The following is a 17,308-nucleotide window of genomic DNA, read 5'->3' on the forward strand; positions in this document are numbered from 1 at the left end:
TCTCAATCGTTATCCCTGACGGACCCTTCGATATTTCCACCATCGAGATCTTTTTCTAAGTCCACAGAGGTAACAATGTTCGCTCTTCGATCTATTGCGGTATCCGCCACACTAGCCACGGCGGCGGTTTGTGCCCTGCCGGTATTGGCCGAAACCGACCAGCCCAATATTCTTGTCATCATGGCCGACGATGTCGGCTGGGCCAGTCTTGGCAGCTATCATCAGGGTGTGAAAAGCATCCAAACCCCAAATCTTGATCAACTGGCCGCCGACGGTATGCGTCTGACGGATTACTATGCGCAGCCAAGCTGCACTGCCGGGCGATCCGCCTTCATCACCGGACAGTTGCCGGTACGTACCGGAATGCACACGGTCGGCCTGCCCGGGGACCCTGAAAAAGGTCTGAGCGAGGATGATCCAACCCTGGCCAATATGCTGAAATCTCTGGGCTATACGACCGGGCAATTTGGTAAGAACCATCTGGGGGATATGAATAAATTCCTGCCGACGGTGAAAGGTTTTGATGAGTACTGGGGCTGGCTCTACCACCTGAACGCGATGGAATACACATCTGATCCGGACTGGCCTAAAGATCAGAAATTCAACGAGACTTTTGGCCCTCGGAACATTATTCACGCTTATGCGGCTGATACAGTTGATGAAACCGTAGACCCGCGTTGGGGTCTGGTTGGCAAACAACGTATTGTTGACGATGGCCCCGCTCCGCCCGAACGGCAGAAAACGCTGGACGACGAAGTGACAGCCCACACGCTGGACTTCATCAACCGCGCAGTCGACAGCGAAACGCCGTTCTTTGTCTGGATGGCACCGGCGCGCGCGCATGTCTGGACTCATCTAAGCCCCGAATACGAGGCCATGCTGGGCGACGGGCGCGGTTTGCAGGATGTCGTGATGAAAGAGCTTGACGACAACGTGGGCAAAGTCATGGCGCGGTTGGAAGAATTGGGCGTCTCAGAAAACACTATTGTTGTCTTTACGTCTGACAACGGACCGGAAACCATGACCTGGCCGGACGGAGGAACAACGCCGTTCCATGGTGAAAAGGGCACAACATGGGAAGGCGGCTTCCGCGTCCCTGCCATCATCCGTTGGCCCGGAAAAGTCCCTGCCGGAACTGTGAGCAACGGTATTTTTGCCGGTCTTGACTGGATGCCCACCCTTGTTGCCGCTGCTGGCGGGCCCAATGATCTGACTGGTTCATTGCTGGAGGGTTACGAGGGCTATCAGGTGCACCTGGATGGGTACAACCAACTGTCGTTCCTTACTGGTGAGGGGGAGAGTAACCGGGAAGAGATCATCTACTATGAGGGCCCCGATCTGCAAGCCGTGCGCCATGGCGATTGGAAAGCACATTTCACGATCCAGACCGAAGGTTGGGCAGGGCCAAAAGAGGAGCTGAACGCCCCTTTGCTGTTCAACCTACGTCGCGATCCCTACGAAAAAGCGGCCGAAGAGTCGGGGATGTATACACGTTGGATGGGCAACAAGATGTGGGCCTTTGGGCCGGCGGCCAAAATCGTCCAAAACCACCTCTCTACGTTCAGGGACTATCCTCCGCGGGGTTCGGACGTAACCAATCAGTCTCACGTCGAAGAACAAATCTCGACCGAAGGTGGAATGTCGCAGTAGAAACCAACTCTCGGGAGGCATAAATCCGTGCCTCCCGATCCTTGCAAGACCTTGCGGGAAACACCTATTGACGAAGTTCCGCTAATTGGCCACCAGATCGGACAAGGATGTAGAAGCTACTTGACGATATGATCGGTTGGAACGACTGGCGCTTGTAATTAGGGGAATTGACGGCTTGATACGGTCAGAAGTGGCGTAAGCCAAGGAACAGATAAGTCAGTCTCTGCTTGTCTGTTCCCAGTTTCGCTTGAGCAAGAACTGGTTTTTGAAGTTCTTGAGGCCTAGCATCACTTCCGAATCCAAAATGTCCTCAACCCCATGGATGTACTCTTCAAGGAAGGCCGCAAGATCATCCGGTTCGTCGCAAACCAGTTCCACCATCAGATCGAACCGCCCCGTGACCCACAGGATATATACAACGCTGGGCACGGCCCCCAAACGCGCTGCCACGGTGTGCGGGGTCGTACCCGGTGCCACCTTCAGGCCGACCATCGCATCTGCCTTGTATTCCGAGGCCGTCGGGTCCGTGATCGCCACAATCCGAAGCAGGCCCGCCTCTTTCATCGCGTTGACGCGATTACGCACGGTGCCCTCGGACACATCGAGTTTTTGGGCAATCTCGGAAAACGGCATGCGGCCGTCTTCCTCAAGCATACGGACAATCTCACTGTTTAAACGCTCATCCACCGAATGCGTGCTGCGCTGACGCAAGGGTCTATCCGCTTCTGATTTGCGCGATAAGTTCACAGCGCGTCCTTCTTGTGTCTGTCGGCCCAACGGCCCGTTTTGTGAACCTCGATCATAAGGTCCAACCTGCCGGGACAGCAAACCAATTTCCGGCACGATGCATCCTATCCCCGCCTATTGCTGTAAAAGCGCACGGATATTGTTATCAATAGCCGCCGTAAAACCGGCATCGTTGCCAGGATTGGCCGCGCAATGGCCCCAGGGCGAGTCATATGGTCGAAACCGGGCGTTTGGCATGTGCCGGGCCTCGATCTCGTTGTCTTCGGGCGGAAAATAGAGGTCCTGCGTGCAGGGCATCAGGATGGCGCGTGCCTTTATGGCCCCTAACGCGGCCTTGAAATCGCCTCTATACAATGGCCCCGCCGCGATATCGCCCGCCTGCCACGTGGCCAGCTTGGCCAACAGGTTGTTGGCATCCCAACCTTCGACATGATCAACCTCCCAATCCAGTAGCAGATCTTCGAGCGTGTCGAACCCCAGCTGTTTATACAGCCCCTCGCGGTAGAAGGCCTGCGAAAACGCCCAGCCCGCATAAACACGGCCAAAGGCTTTTAGTCCGGCTTTGGGCGGGTTGTCATAGTCGCCCCCGTTCCATGCCTGATCAGCACAGAGAGCGGCCTTCACCCCTTCGAGAAAGACGAAATTATGCGGCGAGGTCCGGGCCGAGGCGCAAAATGGCAGGATCGCCTGCACCATGTCGGGGTACTGTGCCGCCCATTGATAAGACTGGCACCCGGCCATCGACCAACCGGCCACTAGCGCAATCCGGTTGATGCCCAGATGATCATGGATCAGCCGGTGCTGCGCCGCGATATTGTCCCACATCTGAACCAGCGGAAAACGCGGTCCGTCCTGTGGCACGTGCGCGTTCGACGGGGACAAAGATCGCCCGTTGCCAAACAGGTTCGGGCTGACGATAAAATGCCGCGCCGGGTCAATCGCGCGACCGGGGCCGAAGAACCCCTCATTCCGGGAATTGGTGCCGGTGTAAAAGGTGGGCAGAACGATCACATTGTCACGTTCGGGCGCAAGCGTTCCATAGGTCTGATAGGCCAGCTTCGCACCCCGCAGCACTGCGCCGGACAACAGTGGAAAATCGCCTAGCTCAAGGATCTGATAATCTTGCGTCATGCCCTTCTCCGGGTGTTGGATCCTCGCGCCCCCAGGGCCGCCCGAGGTGGAAATCAATAGAGCCGTAGATATTCCTGCACTTCCCAATCGGTGACGGATTGGTGGTATCGCTCCCACTCGTCGTTTTTGTATTCCAGATACGAGTTGCGCATCACCGGTCCCATCACATGCGCGGCCATGTCGTCACCACGCAGCGCCTGAATAGCGTTCCACAAGGTACGCGGCAGGCGTCGAATGCCAAGATCAGCCAGTTCGCTTTCGGTTTTAGAATACAGGTCGAAATCGGTCGCAGGGCCCGGATCGATCTTGTTCTTGATGCCCTTCACCGCGCAGCTCAGATGCATCGCCATCGCAAGATAGACATTCATGGTCATATCGCAAGCGCGGTTCTCGATGCAGTGGCGGCTTTGCGGCAGACGGAACTGGGCCGAGCGGTTGTTGAACCCATAGGTGATATTGGTCGGCGCCCAGGTCACGGTGCCACCCTCGAACCCACCCACGCGCGGGACCAGACCGTTATAAGAATTCACCGTCGGACAGGTGATGGCGGTGATCGCCTCGGCGTGCTGCATCAGGCCGCCCACAGCCCAGCGGCTTTCATCCGACCAGTCGCCTTCGGAGGTTTCAAAGATATTCTCACCGGGGCGGCTTTCATGTTGCATCGACATGTTGATATGCGCGCCCGAGCGCCAGTCGCCCACTGTCGGCTTGGGCATAAAGGTCACGAAGCAGCCATGCTTCTTGGCAACCTCTTTCAAAACAATGCGCAGAAAGGCCAGCCGATCGGACATTTCCAGCATGTTAGTATAGTGGAAATCCAGCTCGAACTGGGAATAAGCGCCCTCGGCCACCACGTCGTGCAGGTTCCAGCCCAGCCCTTCGATAATGTCGATCATGTCCTTGAGGAAGGGCATCGAATCCACCGAATATTCCACGTCATAGCCAAAGGCCTGACGGCGCGGGCGCAGGCCCAGTGCCGGGTCGTCATCGAAGGCTTTCACCGGCTGACCGTTTTCATCGTATTTCATCACGATGAACTCGGGCTCGACCCCGGCATAGCCAATGTAACCTGCCTGCGCGGCCTCGTGCATGGCGCGTTTCAGGGCCTGACGGGGGCAGACGTTGTAGGGTGCGTCCTCCCAGTAGAGGTCCGAGAATATGATCGCCATCGATGTGTCCCACGGGCAGACATAGACCGCGTCCAAATCGGGAACCACCACTTGATCGCTGTCAGCGGGGCTCAGCTCGGGGACGTAAGAGATCGAATGCACGGCGAATTGCGGCCCCTTGCCCAGACACAGCGCCTCAAAATCGCTCATGGGGACGGGTTTGGTCTTTGGGATGCCGTGCAGGTCAATCCAAGCCCCCATCACATATTTGACACCCGCATCCTCAAGGCGCTTTTTAACCTCGGGGATCTTGGGCCGGTTGCGTTCGACCGCATCGTGAAAGCTGTCGTAATAGATTTTGGCAGTGGGATTGTCTTTTGGCATCTGGGCGTCCTCCTGTCAGCGGGCCGGGGCCCCGGCACTTAGCCGGGCACAAAGTCGTCGGGGTCGATGCCGGGCACCTGTGTGATACCGGCCAGCTGTTTCCAGTTGTGGGGATAGGCGGCATAGAAGATTACGCAGCGTTCATCCGCCTCGTAAGAGATGTGGTTGTCCTTGGGGATATACAGCACGTCGCCGCGGTTGCAGATGTATGTTTCCCCATCGCAGACCAGCCGGAACGTACCTTCCAGCACATAGATGATCTCATCACAGGTCAGATCCCACGGCACCTTGATGTTCTTGAGAACGTTGATCCCACCGCACATGGTCTTGCTGAATTCGCTTGTGACCATGGGCTTGATATAGGTGTCGCTGTCGCTTTCACCGATTGCGTTATAGCGATCCTCGACCAGATCCCATTTCATAAGTCTTGGTGCATTGCTCATGGGTCACGACCCTTCCTTGGCCAGATGTTTCAGAATGCTTTCGTTCAGCTCGACCTTGTAGCCGTCCGGGTCCTCGCAGAACGCAATGACGCGGGTGCCGTTCTTCATCGGACCGGCCGGGCGGGTGATATTCACGCCTGCGGCCGCCAGTTCTTCGCAGGCCTTGTAGACATCCGGTGTCTCGATGCAGATGTGGCCCCAGCCATTGCCCTTTTCATAGGGGTCTTCCTGATCCCAGTTCGCCGTCAGCTCCAACGTCGGGAACTCGGCTTCGGGGCCGTAGCCGATGAAGGTGTTGGTGAATTTACCCTCGGGGTAATCGGTGCGTCGCAGGACCTGCATGCCCAGAATGCCGCAGTAAAATTCCAGCGACTTCTCCATGTCCATCACTCGCATCATGGTATGCGCCAGACGGAACCCGCTGCTGATATTCTCGCTCACTTTGGTCTCCTCGATTCAGTGTTTTTCGAGTGTGGTCACATCCTGCGCCACCAGTTCCTGAAAGGCGCGCACGCTGTCTTCCCACGCGGGCGACAACACGCCCCCGGCCTTGGAAACGGTCGATGACCGACCAAGTTGCAGTCGCTCGGTCATCTCGTGATCTTCCTTGTGCACGTCCCACCACAGCTTTTTGAGGCCTTCGATCGCGTCGGGTGTCAGGGTCTGACCCTCGGTGGTGTAAAGCGCCCTTTTCTGGACCATCGTCCCCGGACCAGTTGGAATGTTCAGGTAAACCCCCATCTGGTCGGGAAAATACCGACCCAGAATGAAGTTGGGATACAGCGTCAGATAGCGCGAGCTGACCCCCAGACTGCCGGATGTCCCGATCTCTTCATCCAGATCGACCGCACTGCCAAGGCAGTTGCCGTCAACGATGGTATAGTGGTCGGCAAGCGGCTGATCCGTGGTCGAGGCATGGACGAACTGCACGTGATAGGGTTCGATGAAGTTCTCCATGACGAACTTCCAGTTGCATGCGATCTCTCCGAAATCGAGCGTTCCAATACAATCGACCTTGTCCCAGTCGATGCCCTCCAGACGCGCCTGCATCGAGGCGGAATAGGCATTGAAATCCGGTGCGTTGCCGTCGAGATTAACAAAAACCCAATCGTTCCAGACATGGCTGCGCACCGGCACAAGGCTGTTTTGCGACGCGTCGAACCCTTCAGCCTGATGCTCGTTTACACCGCCGAAATGGGGTGCGGCGCGCAGTTTCCCGTCCAAATCATAGGCCCAGGCGTGATATGGGCAGCGGATCAGCTTGCCCACATTCTTGGGCGCATCCACCAGCGTTAGGCAGCGATGGCGACAGATATTGTGAAACGCCCGGATTTCGCCCGTCATATTGCGGACCAAAAGCAGCGGATGCCCGGCCAGCGTGACCGGCACCGCATCCCCGGCGGCCTGCAATTCATGGACAAACCCGACACAGACCCAGTTGCGGGTAAAGACCGAGGCGCATTCCGCCTCCCAGAATTCCGCATCCTTGTAGGCCGCCGCAGGCAAGCCCCGTTTGGGTGTGGTTTCTTCGTAAAAAGACTCAAGCAACGAAGTGATCGTATTCATCGTTCAAGTTCCTGACGTAGGGTTTCAAAACCAAAATCGCGGGTGGGCTGCGAGTGTGTGTCCAATGCGGCTGTCAGGAAGTGAACTGCGAAATATTCACTCTGTCCACTTATTTTTACGAATTCATTAGGCGTTTTTGACGTAAAGACAATTTTATGTCGTATTTAGATCATTGATCTGTCGATTTCGTACTATCCTCACAAAGGAGTGATCCAGATGCTTTAGGGCAGCCGGGTCACGTCTATCAATTTCGAGAGGAGGTTTGGGGTATCTGCAGAATCGCGGTGTCGGCCAGAGGCGACGGACATCACCAAAGACCCCTACCCCATCGGCAGCAGGGCAAAAACAGGGCGCCCTGCTCGGTCAAGTGTCCAGCGTGTTGTCTTTTTCCCAACGCGAATAATGCGACAAGAACGAATTCCATACCAGATGTTTCATATACAGGTGCGCGGATGAGAATTCGGCCTCCATCATCGCCTTCAATTCTTTGTCCTTGTCGTATTCACGCAGGGCGTCTAGCGTGTACGGTGGCAGTTTGGGCACCACGTGTACACTGCGGCCTTCGGCATACATGTCGATGTCCCAGTGCTTGCCTGGATCCGCTTTGGATCGGATGCCGGACAGACCCACCGCGATGATCACCGCCAGCAATAGGTAGGCGCGAAGTTAGCGACAGAGCCAATACAGGTGAAAATCTGATGACATCCGATCTTAAGGTGTCATTGGGGCCCCAGCTGGAACAGATCCCAAGGGCAACCAATCTTTTTCAGCTCAAGGCTGAGTGCCCTCGTCTAGGATTGTAGAATCCACTGAAGTATTGGACGATGATGATTTATGCCCCCATGCGCATTTGCCGACACCATCGCCAGATTGACTCGGGTTCGGTCCGCAGTTTGCAGGTGTCGCCGGAGCCTAGACTCGGCTCCGGCGACAGTTTTCAGCTCTGTTTAGGTTCCAATGGAACGTAGAGATCACCGCCTTCTCGGAAACGCGCCGCCATTGCCTCCATCCCTTCTTTCTGTGCTTCGAAGCGGATATCGTGGCTGATGCGCATCGAGCAGAATTTTGGCCCGCACATTGAACAGAAATGCGCCACCTTGTGGGCTTGTTTCGGCAAGGTCTGGTCGTGGAATTCGCGCGCGGTGTCGGGGTCGAGCGACAGGTTGAACTGATCTTCCCAACGGAATTCGAACCGGGCGCGCGACAAGGCGTCATCGCGACGTTGCGCGCCTGGCAATCCTTTGGCCAGATCCGCCGCATGCGCAGCAATCTTGTAGGTGATGACACCGGTTTTCACATCATCCCGATCCGGCAGACCCAGATGTTCCTTGGGCGTGACATAGCAAAGCATCGCACAACCGAACCAACCGATCATTGCCGCGCCGATGCCGCTTGTGATGTGATCATAGCCCGGCGCGATGTCGGTGGTCAGGGGCCCAAGCGTGTAAAAAGGTGCCTCGTGGCAACACTCCAGTTGCTTGTCCATGTTCTCCTTGATCTTATGCATCGCCACATGGCCGGGGCCTTCGATCATCACCTGACAATCCTTTGCCCAGGCGATCCTGGTCAACTCGCCCAGCGTTTCCAACTCGGCGAATTGCGCCGCGTCATTGGCATCCGCGATAGAGCCGGGACGCAGACCGTCCCCGAGGCTGAACGATACGTCATAGGTGCGGCAAATGTCGCAGATTTCGTCGAAATGCTCATACAGGAAGCTTTCCTTGTGATGATGCAAGCACCACTTGGCCATGATCGACCCACCACGCGAGACGATGCCAGTCACACGGTTCACGGTCATCGGAACCATATGCAAACGAACGCCCGCATGAATGGTAAAGTAATCCACGCCCTGTTCGGCCTGCTCGATCAATGTGTCGCGGAACACCTCCCACGTCAGGTCCTCGGCGATCCCGCTCACCTTCTCCAGCGCCTGATAGAGCGGCACTGTGCCGATCGGAACCGGCGAGTTGCGGATGATCCATTCACGGGTGTTATGGATGTTGCGGCCAGTCGACAGGTCCATCACCGTGTCGGCACCCCAGCGAATTGACCAGACCATCTTATCCACCTCCTCTTCCATCGAGGAGGTCACTGCAGATGTGCCCATATTGGCATTGATTTTGACCAGAAAGTTGCGCCCGATAATCATAGGTTCGCTTTCGGGGTGGTTGATATTGGCGGGAATGATTGCACGACCTGCGGCGACCTCATCCCGCACAAATTCCGGGGTCACATAATTCGGGATATTGGCACCCCAATCATTGCCTTCGCGTTGTTCAGCCACAGCCTCGCGCAACTGGTTTTCACGGATCGCAATAAACTCCATCTCTGGTGTCACGATACCGGCGCGAGCATACGCAAGCTGCGTCACCGCCTTGCTATCTGTTGCCCGCAAAGGCCGTGTGCGCACCGGAAATTCCGGAGTCAGCCGGTCTCCTTCGACAAATCCGTTATCCTCAGGTTTAATCTCGCGGCCATCATATTCTTCGACGTCACCGCGTGCCTCGATCCACTTGCGGCGCAGCGGTGCCAGGCCCTGACGAATGTCGGTGACAACGCTCGGATCGGTGTAAGGACCCGAGCTGTCATAGACGGGCAGCGGCGGTTCTCCCGCTGTCGGGTGGACAGAGATTTCACGCATGGGGACGCGGATTTCCGGATGCAGCGCTCCATTCACGTAGATCTTTCTCGAAGCGGGCAATTCACCCGTAGTGATTTTGGGGTTGGGGCCATTCATGTTGGTGCTCCTCAAGCAATTCAACTCAAAAAGAGACCAGATGAGTTGTGGCTTGGGGAAACGAGGGGGTGTATGGCCCCCTTATTCGGAGAACGCCTGCCCGAATCCCTGGCCTGCGTACCCTAGCTTCCTACGCCAGTATCAACTGGGTCAGGTTCAAAGGGTCGCGTCGCCGGGCAATGCCCCGTCAGCCTCTCAGTCCCCTCGGTGGGACTCCCCTGCAAGAAAAAATGTACCCCAATTTGTATTGGGTAACAACGCGAAGCATCTGCTTTCGTCGGAGCTATAGGGTGTGGGGTTTCGTTTGCTCTGCCTCCTGAAAACCGGTGTGCTGTAAGCCGGAGTTTTCTGCCAGGTGTTTCCGGCTGGAAGAAGGACCGAAGGCGCTCATTCTGAAAAAGGACGAGCACGGCACGTCGGTTGCGGATATCTACCGCAACCCGTTCCAGGGGGCCTGATCGGCGACATCTTCAATCTCATACCCCATTTCTCCGACGCATGGCCCCAAAATGGCCAACAGCGTCGCATCGCTGTCGCCAATATTGAACGTCGCATGGACCACGTCCGCACCGATAAAAACTGAATCCCCCGGTCCCATTTCGCGCTTTTCTTCGCCCAGCCATTGTTCAACCTTTCCGGCGACACAATAGATGACTTCTTCCTGATCTGGGTGTTTGTGGAAATTGTGGCCCTGTCCGGGTTCGACGCTGACTTCAAGCACAGTAAGCTGACCCGCGCCTGTTGACGGCGGGTTGCTCATCCACCGCAATTTGCCCCAGTCAAGCACCTCTTGCGGCGTGTCCGCGGACAGCATGAATTTTCCGGTCATCAATGTTCTCCGATGTTTTTCAGTTATGCGATCGCAGCGCAGGTTCAGGTCTTCAGGCGGCGCCTTCCGATCGTACGGCACCACGGGTCAGTCTTCCGAACTCCTTGGTTTGTTCGGTGATTGCGCGTTCAGTCGGCAGGCGCTCCATGGATGACGCACCATAGAAGCCGTGGCAATCGGGGCAGAGGTTCAGGAATTTCTGCGCATCTTCCGGCTCGGCCAAAGGACCGCCGTGGCAGATAAAGATCAGATCGTCGCGATGGGCCCGCGCAGCGGCGGCCCATTCATTGTAAAGCCGGGCGCATTCGGCAATGTCAGGTGCGCTGTCTCCGGCCCCGATGGCCCCACCGGTTGTCAGACCGAAATGCGCCACGATTACATCCGCGCCCGCCTTGGCCATTTCTGCCGCGTTGTCTGCGCTGAACACATAGGGTGTGGTCAGCAGGTCGCGCTCATGCGCCTTGGCGATCATCTCGACTTCCATGTCATAAGACATACCGGTCGCCTCAAGCTCGCGCCGAAAGCGGCCGTCAATGATGCCGACGGTGGGAAAGTTCTGCACCCCGGCAAAGCCCATCGCGGCCAGATCGTCCAGAAACTTGTCCATGATGCAGAAGGGATCAGTGGCATTCACCCCGGCCAGAACAGGCGTGTTCTTGACCACGGGCAGTACCTCGCGCCCCATATCAACGACAATCTCGTTGGCATTGCCGTAAGACATATAGCCCGCCAGCGATCCGCGCCCGGCCATGCGGTAACGGCCCGAGTTGTAGATGACGATCAGGTCGATGCCGCCGGCCTCTTCGCATTTGGCGGACAGGCCGGTGCCTGCCCCGCCGCCGGTGATGACCTTGCCAGCGGCGATCTTTGCCCGCAAGCGGCCGAGGATGTCTGCGCGTCCCGTGACTGCCATATCAGGTATCCTTCTTGGTGTAGATTTCTTTGAAATTGCTGATCGCGGCCTCGGCAAAGGCGGGATCGTTGATGTGCATGTCAAGCTCGACCAGCTGCCGGTTGGGGGTCTGGTTCACCGTATCGCGCAGCGCCTGAAACAGCGCCTCGTTTGCGGCTGGGTCGTGAAAGGCCCCACCCTCGGTATCCAGCGCCGAGACCCCGCGCAGCGGCAGTAGGAACCGGACCGGGCCGTCACAGGCGTTCAGCTTGTTGCCGATCCACGTGCCGATCTGCGCGCATTCTTCGGGCGTCGAACGCATCAGGGTGACCTGCGCGTTGTGGTGATAGAAGTTCCGGTTCTTGAACTGCGCGGGCACCGAGTCAGGCGCCCAGAAATTCGCCATGTCCAGTGCCCCGCACGAACCCACATAGGGCAATTTCGTGCGTGCGATGCTGTCGAGCCGGTCCTCGCCCGCGCTGAGAAAACCGCCCACGATCAGGTCGCAGATTTCGGTGGTGGTGATGTCCAGCACCCCGGCCACATCGCCCTGATCGACCAGCTGCTCCATCGAGCGGCCACCGCTGCCGGTGGCGTGAAAGACCAGACAGTCAAAGTCATCGGACAGACCGTCGGTGATCGCCTGCACCGCCGGGGTTGTCACCCCGAACATGGACAGGACCAGAGCGGGCCGGTCATCGGGGGCTTCGGGCACCGGGTTGGCCATCATCCCCGCCAGCGCGTGCGCCGCGTTGCCCAGCAACCGGCGCGAGACGCGGTTCAGCCCCGATACATCCGTCACCGGGTGGAACATGTTCACATCCGACGCGCCCACATAGGCCGACACGTCGCCCGAGGCCAGCGTCGAGACCAGCACCTTGGGCACGCCGATGGGCAAAGCCTGCATGGCAGGCGCGATGATCCCCGAGCCGCCCGAGCCGCCCAGCCCAATGATGCCACCCAGATCGTCGCGGCCCAGCACAAAGGCGCTGAGCGCGCGCGACATCTCGGTCACGGCCTGCCCGCGATCATTCACGAACACCGCCGCGGGACCGTCAGGATGACACGCGGCGACACTGGCGGCGGTCACATCCACGCCGGCCTCGCCGCCTTTGGTGCCGACATTGACCAGCACGGTTTCGATCCCCGCCGCATCGATCAGGTCGCGCACATAGCGCAGTTCCGGCCTTTTGGTATCGGCGGTTCCGACAATGTAAGCTCTTTTTGTCATCGTCTCTCCCTCCCTCAGCCCGATTGTCCGGGTTCCAGCCCCAGATGGCGTTTCTGCATCGCCGGATCGTTTTCCAGCGCCTCTGCCGTCATCCGCTCGACAACTTCTCCGCCGACCATGATGGCCACGTCCTGCACGGCGGCCAGCGCCGCATGCATGTTCTGTTCGACCAGCAACACCGCAATGCCTTCGCCCGCGATCAGCTCGATCAGGTCAATCACATCCGAGACGATGGCGGGGGCCAGCCCCTCGGTCGGTTCATCCAGCACCATCAGGCGCGGGTTCAGCAGCAGCGCGCGGCCAATCGCCAGCATCTGCTGTTCGCCCCCCGACAGCCGGTCGCCCAGATTGCGGCGGCGTTCCTTCAGGCGCGGAAAGGTCTGGTACACCCGGTCAATCGACCACGCGCCGCCCTTGCGTTCGACGATCTTCAGATGTTCCTCAACCGTCAGCGACCGGAACACGCGCCGCCCCTGCGGCACATATCCGATCCCCATCTGCGCCCGGTGTTCGGGCGCAAGCCCCGAGATATCGGTGCCATCAAAGCGGATTTCCCCGGCCGAATGCGGATGCAGCCCCATCACCGCGTTGCACAGGCTGGTTTTGCCCATGCCGTTGCGGCCCAGAATGCCAAGCGGCCGGTCCCCAAGCTGCAGGTCGACCCCGTGCAGCACATGGCTGGAGCCATAGCGCAGGTCCAGACTGCGGATTTTCAGCAGAGCGTCAGTGGCCATGGGCACCCCCAATATAGACGCGGTGCACCTCTTCGTTGCGCATAATGTCATCGGGCGAGCCTTCGGCCAGCATGCGCCCGTTATACAGTACCGAAACGCTTTCTGAGGTTTGCAGCGCGATATCCATGTCATGTTCGATCAGCACCACGGTCACATCCCTGGGCAGCGACATCAGCAAGGCGCTGAGTTTCGGCCGTTCGGCCGGTGACAGCCCCGCCGCCGGTTCATCCAGCAGCAGGATTTTCGGGTTCTCGGCCAGCGCGATGCCGATCTCCAGCTGGCGGCGCTGACCGTGGCTGAGCTCGGACACTTCGCGGTCCAGCACATCGGTCACACCTGCGGTTTCGGCCAGCTGTTCGGCGCTGGCCAGCCGGTCATCTCCCGCCCGCAGCGGCAGCACCTGCCGCCATCCGCCGCGTACCCCGGCCACCGCCAGAAACAGCGTGTCGCGCACGGTCAGGCCATTGAACAGATGGGCGTGCTGATAGGTGCGGCGCAGCCCGCGTTGAATTCTTTTGTTGATCGGCTCGCGCGTGACGCTGTCGCCAAACAGCGTGATCGAGCCGGCCGTGGCGCTGGTATCCCCGGTCAATACGTTGAACAGGCTGGTCTTGCCCGCCCCGTTTGGCCCGAGGATCGCGCGCCGTTCGCCGGGACGGACGGTCAGGTCGATATCCTGCACCGCCCAGAACCCGCCAAAGCGTTTGCCAATGCCCCGGACCTCCAGGGCATTGGCATTGGTATGTGAGTGGTTTACGGGCACGAAGGGTTGTCCCGGCTGACCGGACCGGATGCCAGGAACGTCTCTTCGTCCTGTCCCAGCAGCTGATCCACGTCGCGCACAACCTTGACCACGCGGTTGCCCAGCGTGCCGTCTTCACGCTCGTAAACCTCGGTGACAAAGTTGTCGATCACGCCGTTGCGGTTCTTGTCCAGCCGCATGGTGCCGCCGGTCGGAGTGGTAAAGGTCAGGTCGTTCAGCGCCGCCCGGAAGGCCGCCTGATTGTCGGACAGGTCGCCATCCACCTCGTCCAGAGCCAGCATCGCGGCCTTGGCGCTCATGTAGTAGTGATGCGCAAACAGCGAGGGGGCCGAGAAGCCATCGGGGAAGGCTTCGGTATAGCTGGCGGTAAAGGCCTTCCATTCGTCGCCTTCAAAATCGCTGACCGTCGGGGTGCCTGCGGGGGCGCCGACCAGCAGTTTCTTGAACGGGCCTTTGGATTCCAGGATCGACTGGTCGATGGTGATCGAGCCGCCGATGATCGGCTTGTCGCCACCCGCCTGGCTGTATTGCGTCAGGAAGTTGACCGCATCCGCGCCACCTAGCGCCACGAACAGCGCATCGACATCCTGCGGGATCGAGTAGACGACCGAGGAATAGTCCTTGTTGCCAATCGGCGTCCAGAATTTCTCGGGCACCTTGCCGCCCGCCTCGCAGAACTCGGTCATGAAACCCAGAACCTGCGTGTAGGGAAAGGAATAATCCTCGGCGATCACGGCCACGGTTTTATAGCCCATGTCGTTATAGGCATAGTCGCCCACGCCGACCATCCACTGTGCGCCGTCGCCGCCGAAGCGGTAGAAGTCGTCAGAACTGTCGCGCAGGGTTGTATCCTGTGCCGCGCTCGATCCGTTCAGGAAAGTCACGCCGGGATAGGATTTCGACAGATCGCGCAGGGCCAGACCCTCGGACCCGGACAGCGGGCCAACGATGATGTCCACCCCGTCTTGCTCGATCAGTTTGCGGGCTGCGTTCACGGCACTGTCGGGGCTGGCGTCGGACGACATGGTGATGACTTCGATTGTGTTGCCGTCGACCTCTCCACCGGTTTCCAGAACCGCCAGTTCCGCACCGCGGATCCCGTCCTGACCCAAGGCGGCAAACGCGCCTTCGAGAATTGAGATCACGCCGATTTTCACTTCCTCGGCAGATGCCGGGACCGCCATTGCGCAAAGCGCGAGCGCGGATGCAGCCATTTTGAGCTTATTCATTTCTTAGGTTCCTCCCTATGAGTGTGCTCAGACAGTTGATTTTTCTTTGACTTCTGGACGGCACAACCGAGCCATCCAGTCGCTTGCCAATTGTTGCAGCCCCCCCGGGGCCACGATCACGATCAGCAGCAGCACAACGCCGATCAGCGTGTTGAACCGTTCCCGGTCGATCAGGTCGACGGCGAACGTGTCTAGCAGGACAAAGACCACAGCGCCGATAAACGCACCTGCCGGGTGGCGCAGACCGCCGATGACGGCGATGATGAGGATGTCGATGATCGGCCCCAAACCCACCGAAAAGGATGAGATCCGCTCCTGATACCAGACGTTCAGAATGCCCCCAGCCCCGGCGAGCAGACCGGAAAAAGCAAAGGCGGCCACGATGGGCGTTGTGACGGAAATCCCCAGCGCCAGCACCCGCCCCGGCGCATCACGCACCGCCTGAATGGTCAGGCCCAGAGGCGAGCGGACAAAGCTGCTGACCAGCGCCAACGCAAGCACAGCCGTACCCAGCGACAGCAGGTACAAAGCCAGCGGATCGCGCAAGCTGAGGCTGCCGATCTCGGGTGCGCGGACACCGGAAAACCCGGTCCAACCGTTGAACAGCGTATAGTTCTGGCGGGTGAAGTAGAAGAACGCCACCCCAATCGCCAACGTGATCATGATGGCATAGATCCCCCGCGACCGGCGCGCGATCAGACCGATCAGCCCCCCGGACAGCACGGCCAGCAACAGCGCCAGCGGGATCGAGACCCAGGACGGCAGCTGCACGCCAATCCCCACGCTATTGGGGCCGAAATAGGCGATGGTATAGCCCGCGATCCCGGCCATGGTGGCCTGCGCAAAGGACACGACACCCAGATAGGTGGCCAGAAAGCTCAGGCTCAGCGCCATGATGCCCAGGATCAGCGACCGGGTGGCCACCTGCGTCAGCCAGAAATCGTTCAGCACCAAGGGCAAAGCCAGCAGCGGGATCAGGATCAGCGCGTGCCTCATAGCTCGGCCTTTCCCAGCAAGCCCTGCGGCCGTACCGCCAGCACCAGAACCATGATCGCAAAGGTGAAGACCACGCCATAGGTCGGCGCATAGGCCAGCCCGTATTGCTCGGCCAGACCCACCAGCAGCGCACCCAGAGCGGCCCCGCCGATCGACCCCATGCCCCCGACGATCACCACCACCAGCGAGGACAGCAGGAACTGCAGATCCGTACCCGGCGCAATCGACAACGCGCTGGCCGCCACGACGCCTGCCATTCCGGCCAGCATCCCACCCAGCGCGAAAACCAGCACAAAGATGCGGTTGATCGGATATCCCAACGCGCGCAGCATGTCCTGATCATCCACGCCCGCCCGGATCACCGCGCCAAAACGCGTTCGCTGGATCAGGAACCAAAGGGCCAATCCGGTCGCCAAGGCAAACGCCATCAGCGCCAGTCGGATATTTGCGTATCCCACCCCCAGCACCGGCAGGCGTTGACCGCCCGCCAGAGCCTCGGGGAGTTCGACCTGATATGTCAGCCCACCCCAATACCACAGCATCAAATCCGCCATGATGATCGAGATTGCTATAGACGCGAGCGTCTGACGCAGTTCATCGCCTTGCATCCACCCCAGCACTCCGGCCTGAACGATGGCCCCGGCCAATGCGGCGGCCAGCCCTCCGCCGACCACGCCCAAGCCCCACGACCCTGTCGCATCAACGATGCTGTAACCGACATAGCCACCCAGCATAAGCAGAGCCCCATGCGCCATGTTTACGGTTCGCATCAACCCGAAGATCAGGCTGAAGCCGCTGGCCGCCAAAAAATAGAGCGCGGCAAGCGTCAACCCGTTCAGGGTGACGATTAAAAAAAGTGTCATGATT

16 protein-coding genes, 1 pseudogene and 1 riboswitch are annotated in these 17,308 nt (G+C 58.9%); of the genes and pseudogenes, 1 reads left to right on the plus strand and 16 read right to left on the minus strand.

Going from position 1 to position 17,308, the window contains the following annotated elements; translation table 11 throughout:
- Positions 1-75 precede the first annotated feature (75 nt).
- Entirely contained in the window at positions 76-1,650 is a 1,575-nt protein-coding gene (locus ACR3EG_RS16475; RefSeq protein WP_480497378.1) for an arylsulfatase, read from the plus strand.
- Positions 1,651-1,866: 216 nt separating this feature from the next.
- On the opposite strand, the gene ACR3EG_RS16480 is transcribed toward ACR3EG_RS16475, so the two are convergent.
- From ACR3EG_RS16480 to ACR3EG_RS16555, 16 genes and pseudogenes are all read right to left on the minus strand, one after another.
- Positions 1,867-2,361, minus strand: a complete 495-nt coding sequence (locus ACR3EG_RS16480) for an Lrp/AsnC family transcriptional regulator (RefSeq protein WP_480497380.1) — start codon at positions 2,359-2,361, stop codon at positions 1,867-1,869.
- A gap of 150 nt (positions 2,362-2,511) precedes the next feature.
- Positions 2,512-3,528, minus strand: coding sequence for an alpha/beta fold hydrolase (locus ACR3EG_RS16485; RefSeq protein ID WP_480497382.1), 1,017 nt, complete (start codon positions 3,526-3,528; stop codon positions 2,512-2,514).
- Positions 3,529-3,581: 53 nt separating this feature from the next.
- Positions 3,582-5,021, minus strand: coding sequence for a glutamine synthetase family protein (locus ACR3EG_RS16490; protein ID WP_480497384.1), 1,440 nt, complete (start codon positions 5,019-5,021; stop codon positions 3,582-3,584).
- A 38-nt stretch (positions 5,022-5,059) separates the two neighbouring features.
- Positions 5,060-5,464 (minus strand): cupin domain-containing protein, encoded by a 405-nt coding sequence (locus tag ACR3EG_RS16495; RefSeq protein WP_480497386.1) that lies wholly within the window; start codon positions 5,462-5,464, stop codon positions 5,060-5,062.
- A gap of 3 nt (positions 5,465-5,467) precedes the next feature.
- Positions 5,468-5,905, minus strand: a complete 438-nt coding sequence (gene gloA / locus ACR3EG_RS16500) for a lactoylglutathione lyase (protein ID WP_170717713.1) — start codon at positions 5,903-5,905, stop codon at positions 5,468-5,470.
- A gap of 15 nt (positions 5,906-5,920) precedes the next feature.
- Positions 5,921-7,030: an aromatic ring-hydroxylating oxygenase subunit alpha gene (locus ACR3EG_RS16505; protein WP_480497388.1), complete on the minus strand. Its 1,110-nt coding sequence runs from the start codon at positions 7,028-7,030 to the stop codon at positions 5,921-5,923.
- Between the two features lie 363 nt (positions 7,031-7,393).
- A pseudogene (locus ACR3EG_RS16510) lies at positions 7,394-7,687 on the minus strand (type III glutamate--ammonia ligase); the annotation flags it as partial.
- Between the two features lie 280 nt (positions 7,688-7,967).
- Positions 7,968-9,767, minus strand: coding sequence for a phosphomethylpyrimidine synthase ThiC (gene thiC / locus ACR3EG_RS16515; RefSeq protein WP_480497390.1), 1,800 nt, complete (start codon positions 9,765-9,767; stop codon positions 7,968-7,970).
- A gap of 110 nt (positions 9,768-9,877) precedes the next feature.
- Positions 9,878-9,997, minus strand: a riboswitch (TPP riboswitch).
- Between the two features lie 200 nt (positions 9,998-10,197).
- Positions 10,198-10,596 carry a cupin domain-containing protein gene (locus ACR3EG_RS16520; RefSeq protein ID WP_480497392.1) on the minus strand — a complete coding sequence of 133 codons (399 nt, stop codon included), beginning with the start codon at positions 10,594-10,596 and terminating at the stop codon, positions 10,198-10,200.
- A gap of 52 nt (positions 10,597-10,648) precedes the next feature.
- A complete protein-coding gene (locus ACR3EG_RS16525) occupies positions 10,649-11,509 on the minus strand; it encodes a phosphoenolpyruvate hydrolase family protein (protein WP_480497393.1) in 861 nt (286 codons plus the stop codon).
- 1 nt (position 11,510) lies between these two features.
- Positions 11,511-12,719, minus strand: a complete 1,209-nt coding sequence (locus tag ACR3EG_RS16530; RefSeq protein ID WP_480497395.1) for a Tm-1-like ATP-binding domain-containing protein — start codon at positions 12,717-12,719, stop codon at positions 11,511-11,513.
- A 14-nt stretch (positions 12,720-12,733) separates the two neighbouring features.
- Positions 12,734-13,453: an ABC transporter ATP-binding protein gene (locus ACR3EG_RS16535; RefSeq protein ID WP_480497397.1), complete on the minus strand. Its 720-nt coding sequence runs from the start codon at positions 13,451-13,453 to the stop codon at positions 12,734-12,736.
- On the minus strand, positions 13,443-14,216 hold the full coding sequence (locus ACR3EG_RS16540; RefSeq protein WP_480497399.1) for an ABC transporter ATP-binding protein: 774 nt from the start codon (positions 14,214-14,216) through the stop codon (positions 13,443-13,445). The genes ACR3EG_RS16535 and ACR3EG_RS16540 overlap by 11 nt, the downstream gene beginning before the upstream one ends.
- On the minus strand, positions 14,207-15,445 hold the full coding sequence (locus tag ACR3EG_RS16545) for an ABC transporter substrate-binding protein (protein WP_480497401.1): 1,239 nt from the start codon (positions 15,443-15,445) through the stop codon (positions 14,207-14,209). Before ACR3EG_RS16545 ends, ACR3EG_RS16540 begins: the two co-directional genes overlap by 10 nt.
- A 27-nt stretch (positions 15,446-15,472) precedes the next feature.
- Complete coding sequence (locus tag ACR3EG_RS16550) at positions 15,473-16,441, minus strand: branched-chain amino acid ABC transporter permease (RefSeq protein WP_480497402.1); 969 nt, start codon at positions 16,439-16,441, stop codon at positions 15,473-15,475.
- Positions 16,438-17,304, minus strand: a complete 867-nt coding sequence (locus tag ACR3EG_RS16555) for a branched-chain amino acid ABC transporter permease (protein WP_480497404.1) — start codon at positions 17,302-17,304, stop codon at positions 16,438-16,440. Before ACR3EG_RS16555 ends, ACR3EG_RS16550 begins: the two co-directional genes overlap by 4 nt.
- Positions 17,305-17,308 lie beyond the last annotated feature (4 nt).

This window comes from Ruegeria sp. AM7, assembly GCF_056535965.1.